We start from the raw sequence: 21,987 nt of genomic DNA, 5'->3' as shown, positions 1-21,987 counted from the left end.
GAAGTTATAGTCTAATGAAAAGAGAGTGTGAAATATGAATAATTTTTCTGAGCTGGATATGAGTCTATTAAAAGAAGAGGAAACTTTAGATGACTTACAACTTGATGGAATACATTTAATACAAAAAGAAGATGGATTTAGATTTGGAGTAGATGCTGTACTTCTTGCAAATTTTGCAGAAGTTAAATCTAGACATACAGTTATTGATTTATGTACAGGTACTGGGATAATTCCTTTTATTATAAAGGGAAAAAAGAAGCCTAAAAATATAATTGGGATAGAAATTCAAGAAGAATTTGTTGATATGGCGAATAGAAGTGTTCAGATAAATAAATTTTCTGATGATATCTCTTTTATTAAGGGAGATTTAAAAGATGTAGAGCTTTTAAAAACTCTTCCAAGGGTTGATGTGTTAACAGTAAATCCGCCATACAAATTAAGAAATGCTGGAATAATTAATGAAACAGATAAGTTATCAATAGCTAGACATGAGATAATGTGTACTCTAGAAGATGTTATAGTAGCTTCAAGAAAGCTTTTAAAAGATAATGGAAGAATGTATATGGTACATAGACCTGAAAGACTTGCGGATATATTTACTTTAATGAGAAAATATAAGATAGAGCCAAAAAGAGTAAGAATGGTTCATCCTAATACTAAAAAAGCAGCTAATATAGTTTTAGTTGAAGGTCAAAGAGATGGGGGAGCTTTTCTTAAGTGGGATCCACCATTATATGTTTATGATGATGAAGGCAATTATTCACAAGAAATAAACGAAATCTATAATAGATAGATTTGAGGAGGAAAAATATATGATGGGAACAATTTATTTAGTGCCAACACCAATAGGTAATTTAGGTGATATAACACTTAGAGCATTAGAAACTTTAAGAAATGTTGATATTGTAGCAGCCGAGGATACTAGACAAAGCTTAAAATTACTTAATCATTTTGAAATAAAGAAACCTCTTATAAGTTATCACATGCATAATGAACAAGGAAAAGGTGAAGAACTTATTGATAGAGCAAAGAAAGGACAAAGTATAGCAGTAGTAAGTGATGCTGGAACACCAGGAGTTTCAGATCCAGGTGAAGTTATAGTTAGAAAATGCATTGAATATGGAGTGAAATTTGAGGTTTTACCAGGGGCAACAGCATTTACAACAGCGTTAGTATATTCAGGGCTTGATACAAGTAAGTTTATGTTTAAAGGATTTTATCCAAGAGAAACTAAAGAAAGAAAATTATTTTTAGAAGATATAGCATCAAGAACAGAAACTATAATAATATATGAATCACCATATAGGGTAGTTGATGCACTTAGTTCTATAAAAGAAGGATTAGGAAATAGAAATATTGCTGTATGTAGAGAACTTACAAAAATGCATGAAAGTATTTATAGAGGAACTCTTGAAGAAGCTATAAGTTTCTTTGAAGATAATCCACCAAAAGGTGAGTTTGTTTTAGTTTTAGAGGGTAAGACTAAAGAAGAAATTGAAATGGAAAATAAGGCTAAGTGGGAAGATATGAGCATTGAAGAACATATAGTTAGTTTTATTGAAGCTGGAGAAAGTAAAAAGAATGCAATAAAGCTTGTTGCAAAAGAAAGAAATCTTCCAAAATCAGAAGTATATAAGTATTCATTAAATTTATAAGATATAAAAAATGCAAAAAAAAGCACTTCAGGGGATGAAGTGCTTTTTTTGCTTTAAGAACTAGGGGTAGTTCTTAAAGCTATATGTTGAAAATTTAAATTACTTCTTTAACTCATCAAGACAGTTTTTGCAGATGTTCTTACCTTTGTAGTTAACAACATCTCTAGCATCTCCACAGAAGATACATGCTGGTTCATATTTCTTTAAGATGATTTGTTCACCATCTACATATATTTCTAAAGCATCCTTTTCTGCTATGTCTAATGTTCTTCTTAATTCTATAGGGATAACTATTCTCCCTAATTCGTCTACTCTTCTTACTACACCTGTTGATTTCATTTTTATCCTCCTTGCAAACTACATCTTTCGACAAAATATATTATAATACTAACAAAGTTTACATTATAAGTCAACACTTTTTTGGAAAAAGAAATTAATGCTTTTTCAAGTTTATGACTTTAAATATATTATATATAAAATATACTACCATTTATTTGAAATGTCAACATAATATAAGGAATAATTTTCTTTATTTTAGATTATTTTGTAAAAAAAGTAATAATGCTTGTCCTATTTTAACTATTAAATAGATATTTTTTTATTATAGTAGATAAAAATAATATAAATAAATAAATATATTTATAAAAAAATAACATAAAAAGGAAGAATATATTTGAAAATTATTAAAAATAACTTAATAAGATAATGAATTAGTATATTAAGTATAGTATATAGAGAAATTTATATACTATATAGCATAATATTATTAACAATATTATAACAAAAATAACCAAAATGAGGTAAAAAGTATCTAATATTCTACATAATACTAAATATTGTATATAGATATGAGGTATTATCATAAAATAGAATAGGTTTTAACTTGTAATGTGATTATTTTTACTATATAATTATAATAAGAATGAATAATGAGGTGTAAAAATGAATTCGAAAAAAGTAGATAGGGAATACCTTGTAGATTTAGCGAATGAGATGTCAACAAGTAGTGTAGTTTCTTATGAAGATTTACCAAAGTATGATTTATTTTTATCTCAGGTAATAGATTATCTAAATGATGCTTTTGAAGACGATAATTATACAAACAATATAGTACAAAATTACATAAAGAGTAATGTTATTTCTAAACCTGAGGATGGAAAGAAAAGAGGGTATACTAAAGATCATCTAGCCCAATTAGTTCTTTTAAGTCATATGAGACCTGTATTAACAACAGAAGAAATAAAAAATGTTTTTAAGTTAGCATTTAATGATATCAATAATAGAGAAGATGATATCATATCATGGGCAGAAGCATATAAGATATTCTCAGAAATCCAAGAAGAGAGTTTTAATGACTTTTTAACAACTCCTTTATATGATAATGATAGATTAAATCAAAAAATGGAGAGTCTTAAGTTAGAAGAAAAAGAAGCTGAAAGGATAAAGGTATTTATTTTAGTAATGTCTTTAGTAGCTCAAGCAAGTTCAATAAAAAAAATGGTCCAAAGATTAGTAAAAGAATATTATGAATAATAATGAAAAACTCCTTTTATTAGGTATATATACTTAATGAAAGGAGTTTTCTTATGGATATAATTATAGAATCAATTGCTAATGTAGGTTTTCCTATAGCTATCACTGTCTATTTATTAGTAAGAATAGAAAGTAAGCTTGAGAAACTTAGTACTAGTATAGAAAAATTATCAAATGTATTAAATAAGTAAAATTAGAAAAGAGACTATCTTATAAATATTAGGTGTTATTAGTAGATAAAGAAAATAGATTATCTAAAAATAATAGCTCTAATATACTTTAAGATAGTCTTTTTTATTTATAAATTACTGAAAGATGAATTACAGATTCACTAGTACTTAAGTTTTTATAAGAATGTTTTTGATCAGCTTTAAATTTAAGAGAGTCAAATTCATTAAGTATAAATTCTTCATCATTAATAGTAATTGATATTTTCCCCTTCATTACAGTAGCAACTTCAATACTACCTTTAGTATGTTCTTCAGTAAATATAGCTCCATCTTTAGAAAGGTAAGTTCTATAAAATTCAGTTGGAGTAGAGGACTCCTGTCTAAACATTAATTCAATTCTAAAAGATTTATCATTACTTTCTATACTAATACTATTATTTGCTTTTGATAGTTTTATTTCTTCATTTATACTAAATAACTCAGCAAGTGGAATGGATAAGGCGTTACAAATTTTCCACATAATATTTAATGTTGGATTTGCTTCTCCATGTTCTATTTTAGCTAAAGTTATTCTACTTATTTCAGTTTTGCTTGCAAGTTCTTCTAAACTAAGATTTTTATCATTTCTTATTTTTCTTATGGATTTTCCAACTTCACTAATAAAATTTTGGGAAGAGAAGTTATCTAGATTATTTATTTTAATCACCTCTTTCTAATTTGCTACTTTATCTTCGATTAATATCTTAATTATCTATAGTTTATCTTATCTTAAAAGAACTTAAATTTCAAATTATAAGAGTATATGTTGATAATTTTAATATACAAAATGAAAAATATACTTTACATATGACTTGATATAGTATATTATAATTTACATATTGAATATTTAAATTTACAAAATGTATAAACTAAGGAGGAAAAGATATGGTAGCTATAATAATAGGGCTTATTTCATCAATGTTCTTTTCAGCAACTTTTGTAGTAACTAAGGCTATGGGAGTTGGAGGAACTAATTGGGCTTGGACAGCTTGTTTAAGATTTGTACTAGCTATACCATTTTTATTTTTAATTGTATTAATGAGAGGAAATTTAAATGGTTTATTTAAATCAATTAAACAAAAATTTTGGAGATGGATGCTTTGGGGAAACCTAGCTGGAGTTGGATTTTACTTTATGCTGAGTTTTGCATCACTTTTTGCACCATCTTGGTTAACTTCAGGAACTTGGCAAATAACAATTTTAGCTGGAATACTTCTATCACCATTATTCTTTACAGTAATTGAAACTAAGAATGGACCTAAAAAAGTAAGAGGAAAAATAGAATTAAAGAGACTTTTACTTGCTAGTGTTATTTTAGTAGGGGTTATACTTATGCAAATTAATGAAGCAAGTAGTATTTCGATAAAATCTTTAATTTTAGGATTTGTACCAGTAGTAATAGCAGCATTTATATATCCTTTAGGAAATAGAAAGTTAATGGAAATGTGTAAAGGAGAGGTAGATAGTTTTCAAAGATCTTTTGGTGTTGCTCTAGTAAGTATGCCTATTTGTATAGTTTTAGGAATCTATGGTTTTACTAAAACAGGAATACCTACATATGGACAGTTTGGTGAAGCAATTATACTTGCTTTATGTTCAGGAGTAATAGCAACAATTACATTTTTCTATGCAACAGATAAAGCAAAACATAGCTTATCATTACTAGCAGCAGTAGAATCTACACAATCTGGGATTATAGTATTCACTATACTTGGTTCAGTATTATTTTTACATGGAAAGTTTCCAACTGGTTTATCTTTAGTTGGTGTTATAGTAGTTATTTTGGGAATGATAAGTAACTCATTAATTAAAGATAAAAAGGGTAAAATATAGATTGAAATATATTTTTAAAATTTATTTTTAATTTGGAAATAAAATATTAACAAGTTTTGGAATATTATTATTGATTTTACAATTGAATAACTAAATTGTATTGTTAGTTTTACAATATATATGAATTTAGTATAAGAATTTTACTCCTTTATTATTTTCACTTAAGTTATTACATTTATTCATCATTGTTTTATAAAACTTTTAAGACTTATAATTAAGGTAGATAATAAACTAAGGAGGAAAGAATATGGGTAAAAATAAATTATTATCAATAGTAGCAGCAGTTTCAGTAGGTGCTGTAATAGTTGGTGCAGGAACTTTAGCTAAGGCGAATGCAAAAGATTCAAAAAAACAAGATAAATCAATAAATAAGGTTTTATTAGCGAATAAACAAGGAAATGAGAATAAAGCAGCTGTAATAAATGGTGATGGTTCTTTAGTTTTAAAAGAATCTGCTAATAAAGATAGTAAATCTATAGCTTATTTATCAGTTGGAGAAATGCTTGATATACAAGAGCAAAGTGGGGATTTTTATAAGGTAATAGTTCAAGAAACTGGTGCAACAGGCTATATAGCTACTGCAAATGTTCAAAAAATAGTTAGTGGAGTAAATGATAAGCTTGTTAAAAAAGATTATATGGCTTCAATAATAAATGTTAGTACAAATGTTCATATAAGACAAAATGCAACTATGGATTCTGGAATACTTGCTAGTTTAAAAAATAGTATGGATGTTAAAGTTTTAGGAAAACAAGGCTCATGGTATAAGATAAATGTTGGTGGAAAGACTGGATTTGTATATGATTTATATGTAGCAGAGAAAACAAATTCAAATAATCCAGCTAATAAACCAAATGAAAATGCAAAACCTGAAAATTCTAAAATAATTAATGGAGTAGTTGCAAATTCAAATGCGATTGATGTAGGAGTATATGAAGATGCAAGTTCTAAAACAACATTATTAGGAGTTTTAGCTCCAGGAGCAAAAGTTGAGGTTTTAGGACAAGATGGCAACTTCTATAAGATAAATTACAAAAATGGTATTGGATATATACCAGTTCGTTATGTAAATCTAACAGATTCTACAGAATTTAATTCTAGTATAACTGGTGAAGCAATGGTTATGAAGTCTAATGATGGATCAAATATTAATATTTACAGAGATGCTAGTGATAAATCAACAGTAGTTACATCTTTAGCAGCAGGAAGTAAAGTAAATGTGTTAGGTAGAGAAGGAAATTACTATAAAGTAAAGCTTGATGATGGTAAAGAAGGATTCATTTTAACAAGATATATTACAATAGGTGATGGTAATAATGGAGTTCAAGCAGCTGTTATATCTAATGTCGTAGGAAATGAAGAGGTAAATGTATATGGAGATATGAGTACTGATTCAACTGTACTTGGTAAATTAAAAAAAGGTACAGAACTTAACCTAATTCAAAGAAAAGGTGATTGGTATGAAATACATTTTGATAACAAGACAGGATATGTACAATCTAAGTATGTAGGTTTTAAATAATAAGAAAGCAGGGTTTTAAAAACCTTGCTTTTTTTATTTAATTTTTATGTTGTAGAAAAATAACTTAAATTTATATAAAAATACTTGAGTTACAAATTTATTAATTATTTGGTATAACATTCAATTTTTATTGGAAGATTATTAAAGTTTTTAAATTTTTTTTAGATGTAATATAGAAAATATATTGGATGAATTAATATTGATATTATAAATCTTAAAATTTTTATATTTTTGTTATTTATTATGATTTGTAATTTAAATAATCATAGGTATAAGATTAATTAGTATTATAAATTTCAAAAGGAGAAAACAAATGAAAAAGTGGATAATAGGAATAATAATCGCAGCCATTATAGTCATTGGCGGTGGCTGTTGGATTTTTGCAAATAATAAAAAAACAAATAATGATACAACTAATAAAGTAACTACAACTGATAGTTCCAATCCAGCTAATACAAGTGCAGATAAAAAAGATACAACTAATGCTACTTTAACTTCAGCATCAGTTGGTTCAAGTCAAAGTTTCTCAAGTCAAGAAAGTAGTGAATACTACAAACTTGCACAAATTGCAGGGGATTATGGTTTACCAGCTAATGCTCTTGTAGCAAATATAGGAGCTTTCAAGACTGTAGATGGAGTAAATTACTATAAAGCTTATAGTTATTCAACTCGTGCTGCTTATAATAATGATAGTACTACACCAGCTAACGGGAATTACTCTCATTTAGCTAATGTTAAGTATTTATCTCTAGATGGTAAATCAATAAATGCTTCTCAATTTGGAAATTTAGATTTTTCTAACTTAACAGCAGCTCAAAAACAAAATATTATCTTTAAGTTAGCAGCTGAATATGTAGAAGGATATACTGCTAATTATCCTAATTTAAAGGTAGAGCCAAATGATAATTATGAAGGTAATTTAAATGATATACCTGATATTAATGTAGATATGAATGATACTAAAGTTGTAGATGGAGAAACTTTATATAAGGCTACAGTTGATATAAATAATTTTAAAACTCCTATGTATATAGGACTTGATGGTTATGTATTCTTAGCAAGCCAACAAGATTTTTATCAAATATTCTTCCCTAATAAGGTAGCTTAGTATAAAAATTTAATTGGATTCAATTAGAATTTATATTATAAGAAATTTATAGTATAAATTCTTTTTTATAAAAATTTTTAAATTTAGTATTGACTTGGAGTCAACTCCAAGGAGTATACTAAAACAAACAAGGGTATAAATTAAAACATAAATTTAGGAGGATTAAAAATGGAATTACAAGTTTTAAGTAAAATCAATGAACCAAAAGATTTAAAAAATCTTAGTAAAGATGAATTAAAAGTTCTAGCTGATGAAGTTAGAAATGTTATTATAGATAAAGTAAGTAAGGTTGGTGGACACTTTGGACCTAACTTAGGTATGGTTGAAGCTACTATAGCATTACATTATGTATTTAATTCACCAGTAGATAAATTAGTTTGGGATGTTTCACACCAATCATATCCACATAAAATTTTAACAGGAAGAAAAAATGCATTTATAAATCCTGATGAATATAATAGTGTTACTGGATATACTTCACAAGATGAAAGTGTACATGATTTCTTTAAATTAGGTCATACATCAACTTCAATAAGTTTAGCTTGTGGACTTGCAAAAGCTCGTGATACTAAAGGAGCTAAGGAAAATATTGTAGCAATAATAGGAGATGGATCTTTAAGTGGGGGAGAAGCATATGAAGGATTAAATAATGCTTCTGCATCAGGTAAGAATATAATTATAGTAGTAAATGATAATGATATGTCTATATCAGAAAACTACGGTGGTCTTTATAAGAATCTAGCATTACTTCGTGAAACTAATGGTAAGGCAGAAGATAACTTCTTTAAATCATTAGGATTTGAGTATCACTTTGTTAAAGAAGGAAATAATGTAGATGCATTAATAGAAGCATTTTCAAAAGTTAAAGATACAGATCATCCAGTAGTAGTTCATATGCATACAGTTAAAGGTAATGGATATAAAATAGCAGAGGAAAATAAAGAAAAATTCCACTACATGATGCCATTTAATGTTGAAACAGGTGAATCATTAGCTAAGCCTAATGGAAATGAAACTTATCCAAGTATATTAGATAATCTTTTATGTAAAAAAGCAAAAGAAGATAAGAGTATTGTAGCTATATCAGCTGCTACAGCACCTTTTGTTGGACTAGCTTCATTTAGAAATAAATTTAAAGATCAATTTATAGATGTTGGAATAGCTGAAGAACATGCAATAGCTCTTGCTTCAGGAATAGCATCACAGGGTGGTAAATCTGTTGCATGTATAGCAAGTACATTTATACAAAGAACTTATGACCAATTATCACAAGATCTTGCTATAAATAATAATCCAGCATTAATTATGGTTCATAATACAGGAATAAAGGGGAATGATGTAACACACTTAAGCGTATTTGATATACCTTTAATTTCTAATATTCCAAACATAGTATATTTAGCACCTACTAATAAAGAAGAATATATTGCTATGGTTGAATGGGGATTAGAACAACAAGAACAACCAGTAGCTATACGTGTTCCAGGTAGTGCTGTAGTTTCAACTAATAAAGCTGTTAAAGTTGACTTTAAGTTAAATACTTATGAAAAGATGGTAGATGGAAATGAAGTTGCAATAATAGGACTTGGAAGTTTCTATAATCTTGGAGCTAAAGTACAAGAAAAATTAAAAGAAGAAATGGGAATAAGTGCAACACTAATAAATCCTAGATTTATCACTGGAATAGATAAAGATATGTTAACTGGATTATTAAATAATCATAAGTTAGTTATAACATTAGAAGATGGAGTTCTTGATGGAGGATTTGGTGAAAAGATATCAAGATTCTACGGAGATAAAGAGATGAAGGTACTAAACTTTGGGGCAACTAAAGAATTTACAGATAGAGTACCAATGAAAGAGTTATATGAACGTTATCATTTAACAGAAAAATTAATTATAGAAGATATAAAAAATGCTCTTAAATAGGCTTTAGATATATTAAATTATAAAATAAAGACCTATCAATTAAAGTAAATTTAATTGATAGGTCTTTTTATGTTAAACTAATTCCGATTTAACAACTAATTTAAATATGAATTATTTCTTTTCAAGCTTTTTCCATACCATCATTCCATAAATAGCATTTACAACAAATTGAGTCCACATAATTGCTCCAGATAATGCTGAGAATGAGAAGCTTCCTGATTGTATTATTGAAACTATATAAAGTATTACTCCAACAGAGTCTGATACTAACCAGAAGTACCAAGTTTCTTTGAATCTCTTAGTTGATACTATAACAGCAAAGATTGTTACTGTAGCAGTAAATGAGTCTATATAGAATTCTTTATCTGGTGCTATTGTCATACCAAAGTGAGCAAAGATATTTGGTAGGTAGTAAACAAATGTACCATAACAAACCCAGATAATAATACCTAATATAATGATATATGACCAAGCTGATTTCTTTAAGCTTTTAACTTCAATTGTTGAAGATGTTGTGTTTGTATGTTCAACACTTTGAGCATTTTTCTTCCAAGCAAAGTAACCATAAATATTCATTGGAAGCATGTAAATAGTATAAAGAATTACTTCAGCATATAAGTGACGAGATAATGAAAGAATTATGTAAAAGAATACATTTATTGTACCCCAAATATAAGTTGGAACTTCAGCTCTAGCAGTATATATACCAGCAAAAAGTCCTGATATTGTAACAATAAATCCTAATATTGAAAGGAATGAGAATACTGAACTCCATGAGCCACCTTGTTGAAATGCTGGTGCTATGAAGACAATTGTATTTAATATTAAAAATACTAGAAAGAATATTTTGTGGAATAGTGAATATGATTTAAAAAATTTCATAAAGCCTCCTAAGTGTTTTAGTGTTAAATTTCTTAAAAAAACTATAATCATTTGGAATTATAGTTATAAAAACGAATTAGATAATTACTTAATATAAATTACCGCTATAAAATCTAATAATAAATGTAAATGTTTACAATAGTACTTAAATAAAAAAGGACTTAAAATAAACTTCAAAAATTTTTTAGTTAATCTAGATTAATTTTATTGAATTTGGGCAAAAAAATTTTGCAATTCTTAATTTTAAAGAAAATTAAGTTGCTTAATTTTTCTGAATCAAAAGTCTTTATTTATTATTAGAACTTGGTTAACAATTTGTTCACCTCTAACTAGAGATTCTACATTAAAGTTTAATTAAATTCAATTAAAATTTAAAATTTTATTCATTTATTAAAAAAAAATAATATAGCTTAATAAATTATTAAATAAATAATATTAAATATTAAGTTATAGATATTAGATGAAAAATAAAAAGTTTAATTTGTAATAGAATTGTTTTCTAGATAGGAATAAAATGTACAGAAATTTAAATGATATTATGCTATTTAAATATACAAAAAATTATCTCAAATTAGAAAATTTATTCAAAAATAAATTTTTTTAATATTTAAAAATAAGAGATTAGTAAAAAATAATAATAAAATTATAAAGTATTTACCATAGAAAATATAGCCAGAAATTTTTTGAAAATGAGTATTATATCTGATTTAATAATTTGTTATATTATATACGGTATTAAAAGTTGATAAATTATTAATAATATTAATTATTTATAAATAAGTTGATGATTATATGAAAATATGATATTATAAATCAAAGTTATTTATATATTTTATTATTAAATTAAACAAATATTTATTTTATTTAAAAAATAAAATTTAGAATAATATTTAAAGTGTTTTATTAATTATAAGTAGAATTTAGTTAAAATCGTTTAATGAGAAAAATACTATTTTAATATTAATGTAAACATTTAAATAATATTATTGATTGATTAAATGAAAAGATAAATTAGTTTAAATAGCAAATAAAAAGACAAGCATAGAATGAATGGTATACAAAGGAGAAAATTAATGAGAAAGAGCTTACGTAATTTCATACATAAGAAATTAATTATTATAACTATAATAGCGCAATTACTTATTCTTGTTGAAGGAACAGCAGTATCTGTAGTTGCTAATGCACAAGAGAAAGAACAACAATATTCTGAATATACAGAAACAATGAGACATGTAGAAGAACATTTAGAAGAACATAGCAGAAGTAATTTTGAGATAAATAGAGCTATGATCAGAACTAATCTTAGAGGTAAAATGAGAGAAGTTGATATTACACCAATATTATAAATACTTATTATATTAAAGAGACTACATTAAGATACTATATTTAGTATTTTGATGTAGTTCTTTTTTATTTAAACTAATCTTTATATCATAAATAAAATTATCTAAAAATATTCTAGACTCTTATTACCTATATTAATAAGTATATTTTTATATCTTAAAATTTTAAGGAAGATTATTTTTATTCTTTATGAAAAAATTGTGATGAAAAATAAAACTGTTTAATATATAAATTTTATCTTTACTTAAGAAAATTGGCTATTTTACTACTTTTATATAACTTTTTAAAAATATAATTTTTTAAAAAAAGGCTATTGACAGTGAGTTAACTCCAAGGTTTATAATCAATTTTGTTGAATATGAGTAGGAGGGAATTTTATTAAAAGTTTTAAAAATAGAATGGATATGATACTTTTAATTATTTTATAATTCTTTTAGATAATTCTATTGTATTTACTGGAACGATTAAGATTGTAGAAGATTTACATTTAAATCAATCTGTACTTTCGCGGGGAAGTAATGCATACTCTTTAACTTATCATGAAGCAAATACAAAGTATGCAATAATGCCATTATATTTATTTACTGATCGTGAACGCTTAGAAGCTTATATAGCAAGATTTTTCTTTCTTGGAGCTATGTTAAGTTTTTGGTTCTTAACTCCAGAAATTATGCAGAAGGTATTAAGCTTTAGTCCACTATATTCAGGTTTTGCATTTTTCCCATTAACAATTATTAATTTTGTTGTAGCACTTCAAGTAGCAAAATTAACAAAATATTTAGGAAATACAAAGTTTTTAATTATTGGTCTTATAACTACACTTATTGGTATGATAATGATGATATTCTTTAAAGCAAATACAGGATATTGCTTAGGGATTGCAGTGCCTATGTTGTTCTTGGGAGCAGGACAAGGAATGACATTAAGTCCATTAACAGCTGCTGGTATTGCTAATATAACTAATGAAGATACTGGAGCAGCATCAGGAGTTGTTAATACAGTTCATCAGGTAGGTGGTTCTATCGGATTGGCTATTGTTATAGCTATATCAAGTATGATATCAGGAGAAATTTCATCTTATAATATAGCAATGCTGATTGCAACAATTTTTTTAGTAATATCATTATTAGCTGTACTATTATTAATTTTTCCGGTAACAAGAAAGGCTAAATAGATTTTAATTGTTAAAAAGATGTAAAATAAGAAAAATAATATTAGATTAAAATAATTTATAGATAAGTTAAATTATAAGGAGGATACAATGAATATTACTGAAGTAAGCAAGAAATATAAGATTCCAGTTGATACATTACGTTATTATGAGAGGATTGGATTAATTCCTCCAGTAACTAGAAATAAAAATGGATATAGAGATTATACAGAATATGATTGTAATTGGGTTTATTTTGCAAAGGTTATGCGTAATGCAGGTATTTCTGTAGAATCAATGATCGAATATGTATCTTTATTTATGCAAGGTGGGGATACTAAAGATGTAAGAAAACAAATACTAATTGATCAAAAAGAACAACTTGAAAAGAGAATTGGTGAATTACAAGAAACACTTGGATATTTAAAACATAAAATTAATGTATATGAAAGTCATATCATTAAGTATGAAGAACAATTGGATCCACAAAATAAGTAAGAAATACATAATAAAATGTAATTGAATAATTGTTGATACATTTTATTATTACAAATAAATATTTTTTAGATTTTTACTTAATTAAAAAAGGTGGATATTATAATAAATAATTTATTTAGATAATAATTAGGAGGAGTAATAAAGTGGAATATATAACATTAAATAATGGAGTTAAAATGCCTATTATAGGGTTTGGAGTTTTTCAAATACCAGATCCAAAGGAATGTGAACAAGCTGTAGTAGATGCTATTAATAGTGGATATCGTCTAATTGATACAGCTCAATCTTATGGAAATGAAGAAGCTGTAGGCAATGGAATAAAAAATAGTAATGTAGCAAGAGAAGAATTATTTATTACTACTAAAGTATGGATTAGTAATGCTGGATATGAAAAAGCAAAAGCATCTATTGAAGAATCACTAAGAAGGATGGAGTTAGATTATTTAGATTTAGTATTAATTCATCAGCCATTAAGTGATTATTATGGTACTTATCGTGCAATGGAGGATTTATATAGGGAAGGAAAAATAAAAGCAATTGGTGTAAGTAATTTTTATCCTGACCGTTTAGTAGATTTAACATTATATAATGAGATAGTTCCTGCTGTAAATCAAGTAGAAACTAATCCATTCCATCAACAAGTTAAAGCAAATGAGGTAATGAATAAGTATAATATTCAACATGAAGCATGGGCACCATTTGCTGAAGGTAGAAATGATATGTTCAATAATCCTATATTAAAAGAAATTAGCGAAAAGTATAAAAAATCAGTAGCACAAGTAATCTTACGTTGGTTAACACAAAGAAATATTGTGGTATTAGCTAAATCAGTACGTAAGGAAAGAATGTTAGAAAATATAGATATCTTTGATTTTAAGCTTTCTCAAGAAGATATGGAAATTATCAGTAAAATGGATAAGGCAGAAAGTTCATTCTTTAACCACTATGATCCTGAAGCAATTGAATATTTAGCAAGTTTAACAAGATAATTATATTTAATATAGAGAAGTATAAAAATTAAATTTAAAATAAACTAATAGAGCATTGTTCAAAATGTATTTTTAATAGGTTTTGGGTAATGCTTATTTAATATAAAGATAATTTTATAAGTATAGTTATTGGGGGATTACTATTAATTTATATTTGATTTTAATTAAAATTTAAGTTTAAAAATTCAATAAAAGGTCGGAGATAATTCTACTTAACTTATTTTAATTGAAAAATATTAACCTATTAAATTTTTGTTAATAATAAAAAAATATCTTCCAGTATTTACCAATTAATGTTAATCTAATATTAGAAAATATGCTATATAAATTAGAGAGGGGTATTATTATGAAAAAAATAAATTTGTTAAAGCCTATAAGTATATGTATTTCTTTATTAATAATATCTAAATATAGTATACAAAAATTAGGTTTATCTGATGAAAACTATAATAAAATTAGATGGGATAGTGATCTTTTAGATGATAATGAATCTTATATAGATGTTGAAAAAGTATTAGCTAAAGAAAAAAGTTATATTAATGACTTTGTTTTTCAAGTGTATAAAGGTATAGATTATAAGAAGTCTATTAATGATATCAAAAATGTATTTGAGAATTATTTATTAGAAAATAATAAGCTAACTCTGTATTATCAAGGAACTGAACGTATAGAAATAGAACTATCAAAAGATGAAATATATAAAGTAAAGAAAGTAACATATACTGATTCATATGGAAGGATAGTACAATCAGAACTTGCTAAAGACGATTCATTAATATTTAAAGTTTCTGATGATGGAATTGAGAATTTAAAAGAAGTGGACTCTTTTGATAAACAAGAAGAGTTTCTAAAAAGTAAGCATTCAACTGTTTTATTTTAACATATAACTAAGAGACACCTGTACTTATGTATGGGTGCTTTTTTATTATATAAAAATATTAAACTTCCTAGTGACAATGATAAGCTGATTGGAAAGATTTCGATAAATAAGTAGAAAATAATAAATAGAAAAATATTTAGTACAATAGTTGACATAAAATAGATAAATTTACTATGTAAAATTATGGAATAAAGTATAATTTAGGAGTGAATTTAATGATGGAAAATCACAAATTTAAATATAATAGTGAAAAAGCGATAGTTGAGTTAAAAAATCCTGAGTTTTATAAAAATTATAAGAGTGTTAGTCTATCTGCTATTAGTAAATTATTATTTAATAGCTTTACTAATAAGGATATTTTAAAATTAATTATAGTAATTAATAAGCATAAAATTACGAAAAAATCTATTATGTTAAGTCTAGATGGTATTATATTTATTGAGAATAATCAAATATATTATAAAAGTGAAGATAATATTCAAACTGATTTTAATATAGCATATGATAAAGATCTAGGGGTTAAAACCTACAGAGATTATGACTTAGAAGAAGTTATGAAAACTAATTATATGATTTCTTGTGACTGTGATGAATTTATAAAAGTCATATGTAAAATGGCAAATGAGTTAGGATTATATTATGGACCAGGACGAAATAGATTTTATATCGACCGAATTTGGGAAAGTTTCGAATTATTAAGTTTAATAGAAAATAATATAGATTTTCTTTTATAAGATAGAGGTGTGCATGTGGATAATTTTAAGACATATATAATAGAAAAATATAAGTTTTCTGATAAAGATTATGAGTATATATATAAAATTTTTAAAGATAATGTAACTAGTTTAATTTTTGATAGCGTCATAATAGCTAAATCTTTACTTGGGGATGATTTTGCGAAATTAGATGTACTTTGTATATGATGGTTATAAATTATTATTTAAGATTGATGAAGAAAGAAATATAAAAATAAATATCTTATTTATTGATAAAAAAAGCTTTAATTTTGAATTTAAGGAGTTCATTTTATTATGTTGTGATTTTATTAAATCATACTATAAGTTTAAAAATAGAATTAAGGAAGAAGAAATCAATAATAATTTATTTGAAAGACGTAAATATACAAAAACAGATTATTGGAAAAATATTTCTTTTAATAGATTTGAGATATTAGAAAATAATTTTTTACATTATAAGATTCCTTTAAGTAGCTGTGTTGAAACTAGTTTTGGAATAGACTTAGATAATTTAAATTTAATATAGAATAAATTCTATATTATTTTATGATATATCTAATAAAGTAGAAAATATAAAAAAATTAGATATATTACTTAATGTACTTAAAGTAGATAAAGTTCATAAATAAAGAGGAAGACTTACGAGGCAAGTCCTCCTCTTTATTTATATTTTAGGATGAGTTTTATCTAGAAGTATAATAGTAATTAATAATATAAACTAAATTTTATATAAAAACTTATTCAATTTAAATTAACTGTAAAGTGATAGGTTATATATTTATTACAATATATCATTACTAGGGAAAATATCTGTAGCTACATCTGATTTATATAATTGTTTTAATATTTTTTGATTTTTACAAAATATATCTCCACAATATGGATGTAATAAATCAATTCTAATAAAAATTGTTTCTTCAGGATTACACCACCATTTAAAGTATTTACCTGAAAATGAATCTCTATCAATTTTTATCAGATTATTATTTTCTCTGAATTCAATAGTTTGATGAATATCAATTCCACGTGATAGCCAGCTACCATACTTATCAACAATATAAAATTTAATTGCTTCATCATCTAAGAACTCTTCTATACTATTAGCAGTAATATCAAGAAGTCCCATACAGAAAGTATATATCTTTCCATCCTGATCTATAAAAGGGCCCCAATCTCCTGCGTAATGATAATCCATGCAGTTAAAATAATATTTATTATTTCTCAGAATTACTCCATGGAACCTATATCTTTTATCTTGCTCATCAAAGTAAAACATATCTAATTTAAAACCTTCATAAAAATCTTCTCCAAATTTGTACCAGATACCGCCAAATCTCACCTGAAAGTCAATTACCTTATCAAAAAGGGGAAGACCTTCTTTAATGAATATTTTTTTAATTTCTTCTCTATCTTTAAGTGTATTTACTCTTTTACCAGATGAAAGCATTTGAATTGCTGAATCAGATAATGATTTTTTCTCCATTATTTTTAGCTCCTTTTGATGTACATAAATAATTTCATTTATAAAATATATATAAAGATAATAACACTAATTTAAATATACTAGAATTTATAAAAATATAACTTCATAAATTTTAGATATACTGGTTAATAAAACTAAATAAATTAAATAGATTTTATTAATAAAATCAAGATAAATACTTATTTAAAAATAATATAGTATAAAATATATACATTTGATATTTTATAGAAAAAATGTATAGTTAAGAATTATATAGAAATATTAGATGTGGAGTTATTTGTAATTTTATTAAATTTAGAAGAGGTGCTTTAAATGGAGGTTACAGAGGATAAGCCTAGGTTTATTATAGGTGTTTTTAATATTAGTTTTATTATTTTTCTTCTTTCAATAATAGTTGCAAGACCTTTAGAAGCTATAAATCCTTTATATACATATTTTACAGGAGTTGAGACTACTGGACAGGTTATAGGGTATAAAGAGGTATTACATAATAATAAAGGGGCTAAATCATATAGGTATTATCCAATTGTAAAATTTTATGTTGATAATAAAGCTTATGAAGCATGTAATTACTATTTTTGGGGTAAGGATCTTCCTGTAAATGAAAATATATTAGTTTATTATAGAAAAAATAATCCAGAACAAATAATGCTGCCTTATAAAAGTTATTTTATAGGGTTTATATTTTTAAAGAGATCTGCTTTTGTAATGATAGTTTCAGCTTTAATTGATTGGATTTATAGATGTTTAAAGTTAAAGAAACTAAAATCAAAAAATAAAAAGATAATTTGAGTCTACAATAGAAAAAATGATAATAGATAATTAAGGAGATATAGAATAATGAATAAAAAATCAAAAGAGATATTAGAAGAGGCTGGATGGTATGAAGGCAGAAAAATTGATATAGAAAAATTTGAAATGATATGTAGAGAGAAAAATATTGAACTTATCAATAGTGCTAAAAAGTTTCTTGAAGAGTTTGGTGATTTAATTATCAATGATGAAGATGGTGATCCATATCATAGATTTGATAGATCTCTTTTTTACTCTGAAGTTATTAGTCAAACTATTGGAGAAGCTGCTATGTCTGTAGGAACTTTAGATGGGGCAATGTTTAATTTATATATTTCAGAGTCAGGAAAAGTTTATGATGATCATGGATATCTTGGAAAAGATATTTATGAGGCTTGGGATATTATTTTAGATACTGTAGATAGTCATGAAGAATACAAAGAGATACGTAAGTTGTGGAAAGAAATTGGACTTGAAGAAGCTAGCACTGAAGCATATTTAGATTATTATGGAGGTAAAAAAGTTCAACAAAGACTTTTAGATATGAAAGCTAAAGGACTTACATTAACAGAGATTGCTAAAAGGATGAAATCTAGCGAAAAATTTGTAGTTAAAATCTTAAATAAAAAGTTTTCTAAATAAATATATGTATAAAATAAATTATTGTAGAAAAAGTATTATTCAAAAGATATATAAAAAATTTAAATAAAAAGAACTTTTAATTTAGATAGTATTAGAACAAAAAAGGAGAGATTAAATTAATCTCTCCTTTCTTGATGTTATACACATATAAAATTATATTAAGACTTAAGTACATTCTTTTAAATATAATTTTATAACTTATGAAACTACTAATATTTATAAAAGTTATTTTTTATCTTATTTTAAGGAGATTTAGAATCTTAAAGTTTAAAAATAAGATTGAAATTTAATTACAGACATGTACATAACTAAACAATATTATTTTATTATTTAAATAAATTTATTATTCCTTTATTATTAAAATTTGTATGGAAATACAATAAAAGTATTTTGATGATTTTTTATTATTTTGATTAATAATTTATTGAATTAATATTTATTTCTATATATTTTAATCAATATAAATTATTTAATGTCAAGTATTTGATAATTTAATTAATTTACTAATTTGTAATTTAATGTTAAAAGGGGTATTCTAAAAATAGATATTAAAGATAAATTTTAAGCAGGAAAATTTCTTTATGTAAATATATTGAACTTGGAACTAGTAAATATATAATAAGTTTTAATATTATAAGATGACTTTTTCAATAATAGTTTGCTAGAATATCAAATTATTTAGATAGTACATCTGAATGAAAAAATGATTTTTTGTAAACGTTGCCTATATAAAAGTGATCAATATATATGAGCATATTAAAAAAATATAAATATATTATTATTTAATTTAGCTATCCTTGGATATATATCATTTAATTTAATATCATTTACAATGGTTAGTAATTATTTTAAGAGTTTCTATTATAAGTTATAAAATGATATTCAAGAGTTTTAGTTAATTAGGCTTAGAATATTTTTAATATCAAAAATATAATTAATAACCTTAATTATATTTTCAGAACTTATTTATAAATTTTATATTACAAATAAAAATAGGAGGTATATATGGTAGGAATTATTCTTGCAAGTCACGGAGATTTTGCTAAAGGTATCTTACAATCAGCTACAATGATTTTTGGAGAACAAGAAAATGTACAAGCTGTTACATTGATGCCTAGTGAAGGACCAGACGATATTAAAGCAAAAATGAAAAAAGCAATTGCATCCTTTGACAATCAAGATGAGGTTTTATTTTTGGTTGATCTTTGGGGGGGAACACCATTTAATCAGGCAGATAGTTTAGTTGAAGAGCATAAAGATAAATGGGCAATTGTAGCTGGTATGAATCTACCGATGGTTATTGAAGCTTATGGTTCACGTTTTTCAATGGAATCAGCACATGAAATCGCAGCTAATATTATAAAATCAGCGAGACAAGGAGTGATGGTTAAGCCAGAATCTTTAGAGCCAGTAAATTCAGATAAATCTTCTGTAGCTTCTACTCAAGAGTCTAATGTAGGTGTACCTGGATCTTTTGAATATGTTTTAGCTCGTATTGATTCACGTCTACTTCATGGGCAAGTAGCAACTGCTTGGACAAAAACAGTGAAACCAACAAGAATTATTGTTGTATCAGATTATGTAGCTAAAGATGAGCTTCGTAAAAAACTAATTCAACAAGCAGCTCCTCCAGGAGTTAAAGCTCATACTGTTCCAATTAGTCAAATGATTAAACTTGCAAAAGATGATAAACATTTTGGTGGACAACGTGCATTACTTCTTTTTGAAAATCCAGAAGATTTACTTAGAGCAGTAGAGGGAGGAGTACCTATAAAGACAGTTAATGTTGGGTCTATGGCACATTCTCCAGGTAAAGTTCAACCCAATAAGGTACTTGCTTTTAGCCAAGAAGATATTGATACTTTTAATAAACTTAAAAAAGCTGGATTGGATTTCGATGTCCGTAAAGTTCCAAATGATTCAAAAGGAAATATGGATGAAATTCTTAAAAAAGCACAAGAGGAATTAAATAAATTAAAATAATTTAAATTATTTTAATATAAAGGGGGATTAAAAACAGTGGATTTAAATATATTTCAAATAATATTAGTTATTATTGTTGCATTTTTAGCTGGGATGGAAGGAATCCTAGATGAATTCCAATTTCACCAACCTCTAGTTGCTTGTACTCTAATCGGATTAGTTACAGGTAATTTAGTACCATGTTTAATTTTAGGAGGTAGTCTTCAAATGATTGCCTTAGGTTGGGCAAACATAGGGGCTGCCGTAGCACCGGATGCAGCATTAGCATCTGTTGCAGCTGCAATTATTTTAGTTCTTAGTGGTGAAGGACAGGAAGGAATTTCTTCAGCAATTGCTATAGCAATTCCATTAGCAGTTGCGGGATTATTATTAACAATTATTTGTCGTACAATAGCTACAGCATTTGTACATTTTATGGATGCTGCTGCTAAAGAGGGAAATATAAGAAAAGTTGAAATGTGGCATATTATTGCTATTTGTATGCAAGGTATACGTATAGCACTTCCAGCTGGCTTAATATTAGTAATAGGGGCTGGTCCTATTCGTGCATTACTTACTTCAATGCCAGCTTGGCTAACAGATGGTTTAGCAATAGGTGGTGGAATGGTTGTAGCTGTTGGTTACGCAATGGTAATTAACATGATGGCAACAAAAGAAGTATGGCCATTCTTTGCAATTGGTTTTGTATTAGCAACTATTCATCAAATTACACTTATAGGATTAGGTGCAATTGGTGTAGCTTTAGCTCTTATTTACTTAGCACTTAGCAAAAAAGGTGGCTCAGGTAATGGTGGATCAAATATGGGAGATCCAATAGG

General features: G+C 25.8%; 24 protein-coding genes. 20 read left to right on the top strand and 4 right to left on the bottom strand.

Features of this window, described 5'->3' with window-relative positions; translation table 11 throughout:
* The first annotated feature begins 34 nt into the window (after window positions 1-34).
* Both BN8917_RS13100 and rsmI read left to right on the top strand, forming a co-directional pair.
* Window positions 35-793 (top strand): tRNA1(Val) (adenine(37)-N6)-methyltransferase, encoded by a 759-nt coding sequence (locus tag BN8917_RS13100; RefSeq protein ID WP_066875076.1) that lies wholly within the window; start codon window positions 35-37, stop codon window positions 791-793.
* Between the two features lie 22 nt (window positions 794-815).
* The gene (gene rsmI, locus BN8917_RS13095) at window positions 816-1,655 is read left to right on the top strand and encodes a 16S rRNA (cytidine(1402)-2'-O)-methyltransferase (RefSeq protein WP_066875517.1); all 840 of its coding nucleotides are present in this window, start codon (window positions 816-818) and stop codon (window positions 1,653-1,655) included.
* Window positions 1,656-1,754: 99 nt separating this feature from the next.
* Here rsmI and BN8917_RS13090 read toward each other — a convergent pair whose 3' ends face one another.
* Window positions 1,755-1,994 carry an AbrB/MazE/SpoVT family DNA-binding domain-containing protein gene (locus tag BN8917_RS13090; RefSeq protein ID WP_055069345.1) on the bottom strand — a complete coding sequence of 80 codons (240 nt, stop codon included), beginning with the start codon at window positions 1,992-1,994 and terminating at the stop codon, window positions 1,755-1,757.
* Between the two features lie 654 nt (window positions 1,995-2,648).
* Here BN8917_RS13090 and BN8917_RS13085 point away from each other — a divergent pair.
* Window positions 2,649-3,188, top strand: a complete 540-nt coding sequence (locus BN8917_RS13085) for a DUF1836 domain-containing protein (protein ID WP_407641400.1) — start codon at window positions 2,649-2,651, stop codon at window positions 3,186-3,188.
* A gap of 53 nt (window positions 3,189-3,241) precedes the next feature.
* Window positions 3,242-3,379 (top strand): YvrJ family protein, encoded by a 138-nt coding sequence (locus BN8917_RS13080; protein WP_066875072.1) that lies wholly within the window; start codon window positions 3,242-3,244, stop codon window positions 3,377-3,379.
* 103 nt (window positions 3,380-3,482) lie between these two features.
* Here the strand turns inward: BN8917_RS13080 and BN8917_RS13075 are convergent, their stop codons facing one another.
* Window positions 3,483-4,064 (bottom strand): helix-turn-helix domain-containing protein, encoded by a 582-nt coding sequence (locus BN8917_RS13075; protein ID WP_084748654.1) that lies wholly within the window; start codon window positions 4,062-4,064, stop codon window positions 3,483-3,485.
* A gap of 218 nt (window positions 4,065-4,282) precedes the next feature.
* On the opposite strand from BN8917_RS13075, the gene BN8917_RS13070 reads away from it, so the two are divergent.
* The 4 genes from BN8917_RS13070 (at window position 4,283) to BN8917_RS13055 (ending at window position 9,789) form a co-directional block, all read left to right on the top strand.
* The gene (locus BN8917_RS13070) at window positions 4,283-5,230 is read left to right on the top strand and encodes a DMT family transporter (RefSeq protein ID WP_066875070.1); all 948 of its coding nucleotides are present in this window, start codon (window positions 4,283-4,285) and stop codon (window positions 5,228-5,230) included.
* 247 nt (window positions 5,231-5,477) lie between these two features.
* Complete coding sequence (locus tag BN8917_RS13065; RefSeq protein WP_066875068.1) at window positions 5,478-6,752, top strand: SH3 domain-containing protein; 1,275 nt, start codon at window positions 5,478-5,480, stop codon at window positions 6,750-6,752.
* Window positions 6,753-7,065: 313 nt separating this feature from the next.
* A complete protein-coding gene (locus BN8917_RS13060) occupies window positions 7,066-7,860 on the top strand; it encodes a hypothetical protein (RefSeq protein ID WP_066875066.1) in 795 nt (264 codons plus the stop codon).
* A gap of 168 nt (window positions 7,861-8,028) precedes the next feature.
* Window positions 8,029-9,789 carry a 1-deoxy-D-xylulose-5-phosphate synthase gene (locus tag BN8917_RS13055; protein WP_066875064.1) on the top strand — a complete coding sequence of 587 codons (1,761 nt, stop codon included), beginning with the start codon at window positions 8,029-8,031 and terminating at the stop codon, window positions 9,787-9,789.
* A gap of 111 nt (window positions 9,790-9,900) precedes the next feature.
* On the opposite strand, the gene pnuC is transcribed toward BN8917_RS13055, so the two are convergent.
* Complete coding sequence (pnuC, locus tag BN8917_RS13050) at window positions 9,901-10,671, bottom strand: nicotinamide riboside transporter PnuC (protein ID WP_066875062.1); 771 nt, start codon at window positions 10,669-10,671, stop codon at window positions 9,901-9,903.
* A 1,073-nt stretch (window positions 10,672-11,744) separates the two neighbouring features.
* Here pnuC and BN8917_RS14450 point away from each other — a divergent pair.
* The 8 genes from BN8917_RS14450 to BN8917_RS13015 all read left to right on the top strand — a co-directional run bounded on the left by BN8917_RS14450 (window position 11,745) and on the right by BN8917_RS13015 (window position 16,795).
* Window positions 11,745-12,017 carry a hypothetical protein gene (locus BN8917_RS14450; RefSeq protein ID WP_066875060.1) on the top strand — a complete coding sequence of 91 codons (273 nt, stop codon included), beginning with the start codon at window positions 11,745-11,747 and terminating at the stop codon, window positions 12,015-12,017.
* 563 nt (window positions 12,018-12,580) lie between these two features.
* Window positions 12,581-13,189 carry an MFS transporter gene (locus BN8917_RS13040; RefSeq protein ID WP_066875058.1) on the top strand — a complete coding sequence of 203 codons (609 nt, stop codon included), beginning with the start codon at window positions 12,581-12,583 and terminating at the stop codon, window positions 13,187-13,189.
* A gap of 87 nt (window positions 13,190-13,276) precedes the next feature.
* Complete coding sequence (locus tag BN8917_RS13035; RefSeq protein ID WP_066875056.1) at window positions 13,277-13,663, top strand: MerR family transcriptional regulator; 387 nt, start codon at window positions 13,277-13,279, stop codon at window positions 13,661-13,663.
* Window positions 13,664-13,806: 143 nt separating this feature from the next.
* Window positions 13,807-14,652, top strand: a complete 846-nt coding sequence (locus BN8917_RS13030) for an aldo/keto reductase (protein ID WP_066875054.1) — start codon at window positions 13,807-13,809, stop codon at window positions 14,650-14,652.
* A gap of 346 nt (window positions 14,653-14,998) precedes the next feature.
* A complete protein-coding gene (locus BN8917_RS13025; protein WP_066875052.1) occupies window positions 14,999-15,532 on the top strand; it encodes a hypothetical protein in 534 nt (177 codons plus the stop codon).
* A gap of 218 nt (window positions 15,533-15,750) precedes the next feature.
* Window positions 15,751-16,266 carry a hypothetical protein gene (locus BN8917_RS13020; protein WP_141668671.1) on the top strand — a complete coding sequence of 172 codons (516 nt, stop codon included), beginning with the start codon at window positions 15,751-15,753 and terminating at the stop codon, window positions 16,264-16,266.
* A gap of 15 nt (window positions 16,267-16,281) precedes the next feature.
* Window positions 16,282-16,455, top strand: coding sequence for a hypothetical protein (locus BN8917_RS14445; RefSeq protein ID WP_159426751.1), 174 nt, complete (start codon window positions 16,282-16,284; stop codon window positions 16,453-16,455).
* Window positions 16,439-16,795, top strand: a complete 357-nt coding sequence (locus tag BN8917_RS13015) for a hypothetical protein (protein ID WP_066875048.1) — start codon at window positions 16,439-16,441, stop codon at window positions 16,793-16,795. The genes BN8917_RS14445 and BN8917_RS13015 overlap by 17 nt, the downstream gene beginning before the upstream one ends.
* A 255-nt stretch (window positions 16,796-17,050) precedes the next feature.
* On the opposite strand, the gene BN8917_RS13010 is transcribed toward BN8917_RS13015, so the two are convergent.
* Window positions 17,051-17,752, bottom strand: a complete 702-nt coding sequence (locus BN8917_RS13010) for an NADH dehydrogenase (protein WP_066875046.1) — start codon at window positions 17,750-17,752, stop codon at window positions 17,051-17,053.
* A 312-nt stretch (window positions 17,753-18,064) separates the two neighbouring features.
* Between BN8917_RS13010 and BN8917_RS13005 the strand changes: the two genes are divergently transcribed.
* The 4 genes from BN8917_RS13005 to BN8917_RS12990 form a co-directional block, all read left to right on the top strand.
* Window positions 18,065-18,544, top strand: coding sequence for a hypothetical protein (locus tag BN8917_RS13005; RefSeq protein WP_066875043.1), 480 nt, complete (start codon window positions 18,065-18,067; stop codon window positions 18,542-18,544).
* 48 nt (window positions 18,545-18,592) lie between these two features.
* Window positions 18,593-19,186 carry an SUKH-3 domain-containing protein gene (locus BN8917_RS13000; protein WP_066875041.1) on the top strand — a complete coding sequence of 198 codons (594 nt, stop codon included), beginning with the start codon at window positions 18,593-18,595 and terminating at the stop codon, window positions 19,184-19,186.
* Between the two features lie 1,005 nt (window positions 19,187-20,191).
* The gene (locus tag BN8917_RS12995) at window positions 20,192-21,169 is read left to right on the top strand and encodes a mannose/fructose/sorbose PTS transporter subunit IIA (protein WP_066875039.1); all 978 of its coding nucleotides are present in this window, start codon (window positions 20,192-20,194) and stop codon (window positions 21,167-21,169) included.
* 36 nt (window positions 21,170-21,205) lie between these two features.
* Window positions 21,206-21,987 (top strand): PTS mannose/fructose/sorbose transporter subunit IIC (locus BN8917_RS12990; protein ID WP_066875513.1); only part of this gene is annotated, 782 nt, incomplete at its 3' end.

Origin of the sequence: Clostridium mediterraneense (assembly GCF_900091705.1) — a bacterium.
In the GTDB taxonomy this organism is placed as follows: Bacteria; Bacillota; Clostridia; order Clostridiales; family Clostridiaceae; genus Sarcina; species Sarcina mediterraneense.
This window is presented reverse-complemented; position numbering and strand designations above follow the sequence as displayed.

Bases quoted from the DNA above. Each gene is read 5' to 3' on its own strand.
- BN8917_RS13055 (WP_066875064.1), top strand. From the start codon at position 8,029: ATGGAATTACAAGTTTTAAGTAAAATCAATGAACCAAAAGATTTAAAA.
- BN8917_RS13035 (WP_066875056.1), top strand. From the start codon at position 13,277: ATGAATATTACTGAAGTAAGCAAGAAATATAAGATTCCAGTTGATACA.
- rsmI (WP_066875517.1), top strand. From the start codon at position 816: ATGGGAACAATTTATTTAGTGCCAACACCAATAGGTAATTTAGGTGAT.
- BN8917_RS13080 (WP_066875072.1), top strand. From the start codon at position 3,242: ATGGATATAATTATAGAATCAATTGCTAATGTAGGTTTTCCTATAGCT.
- BN8917_RS13060 (WP_066875066.1), top strand. From the start codon at position 7,066: ATGAAAAAGTGGATAATAGGAATAATAATCGCAGCCATTATAGTCATT.
- BN8917_RS13020 (WP_141668671.1), top strand. From the start codon at position 15,751: ATGGAAAATCACAAATTTAAATATAATAGTGAAAAAGCGATAGTTGAG.
- BN8917_RS13040 (WP_066875058.1), top strand. From the start codon at position 12,581: ATGCCATTATATTTATTTACTGATCGTGAACGCTTAGAAGCTTATATA.
- BN8917_RS12995 (WP_066875039.1), top strand. From the start codon at position 20,192: ATGGTAGGAATTATTCTTGCAAGTCACGGAGATTTTGCTAAAGGTATC.
- BN8917_RS13070 (WP_066875070.1), top strand. From the start codon at position 4,283: ATGGTAGCTATAATAATAGGGCTTATTTCATCAATGTTCTTTTCAGCA.
- BN8917_RS13100 (WP_066875076.1), top strand. From the start codon at position 35: ATGAATAATTTTTCTGAGCTGGATATGAGTCTATTAAAAGAAGAGGAA.
- BN8917_RS13025 (WP_066875052.1), top strand. From the start codon at position 14,999: ATGAAAAAAATAAATTTGTTAAAGCCTATAAGTATATGTATTTCTTTA.
- BN8917_RS13005 (WP_066875043.1), top strand. From the start codon at position 18,065: ATGGAGGTTACAGAGGATAAGCCTAGGTTTATTATAGGTGTTTTTAAT.
- BN8917_RS13015 (WP_066875048.1), top strand. From the start codon at position 16,439: ATGTACTTTGTATATGATGGTTATAAATTATTATTTAAGATTGATGAA.
- BN8917_RS13065 (WP_066875068.1), top strand. From the start codon at position 5,478: ATGGGTAAAAATAAATTATTATCAATAGTAGCAGCAGTTTCAGTAGGT.
- BN8917_RS13000 (WP_066875041.1), top strand. From the start codon at position 18,593: ATGAATAAAAAATCAAAAGAGATATTAGAAGAGGCTGGATGGTATGAA.
- BN8917_RS13090 (WP_055069345.1), bottom strand. From the start codon at position 1,994: ATGAAATCAACAGGTGTAGTAAGAAGAGTAGACGAATTAGGGAGAATA.
- BN8917_RS13010 (WP_066875046.1), bottom strand. From the start codon at position 17,752: ATGGAGAAAAAATCATTATCTGATTCAGCAATTCAAATGCTTTCATCT.
- BN8917_RS14450 (WP_066875060.1), top strand. From the start codon at position 11,745: ATGAGAAAGAGCTTACGTAATTTCATACATAAGAAATTAATTATTATA.
- pnuC (WP_066875062.1), bottom strand. From the start codon at position 10,671: ATGAAATTTTTTAAATCATATTCACTATTCCACAAAATATTCTTTCTA.
- BN8917_RS13085 (WP_407641400.1), top strand. From the start codon at position 2,649: ATGTCAACAAGTAGTGTAGTTTCTTATGAAGATTTACCAAAGTATGAT.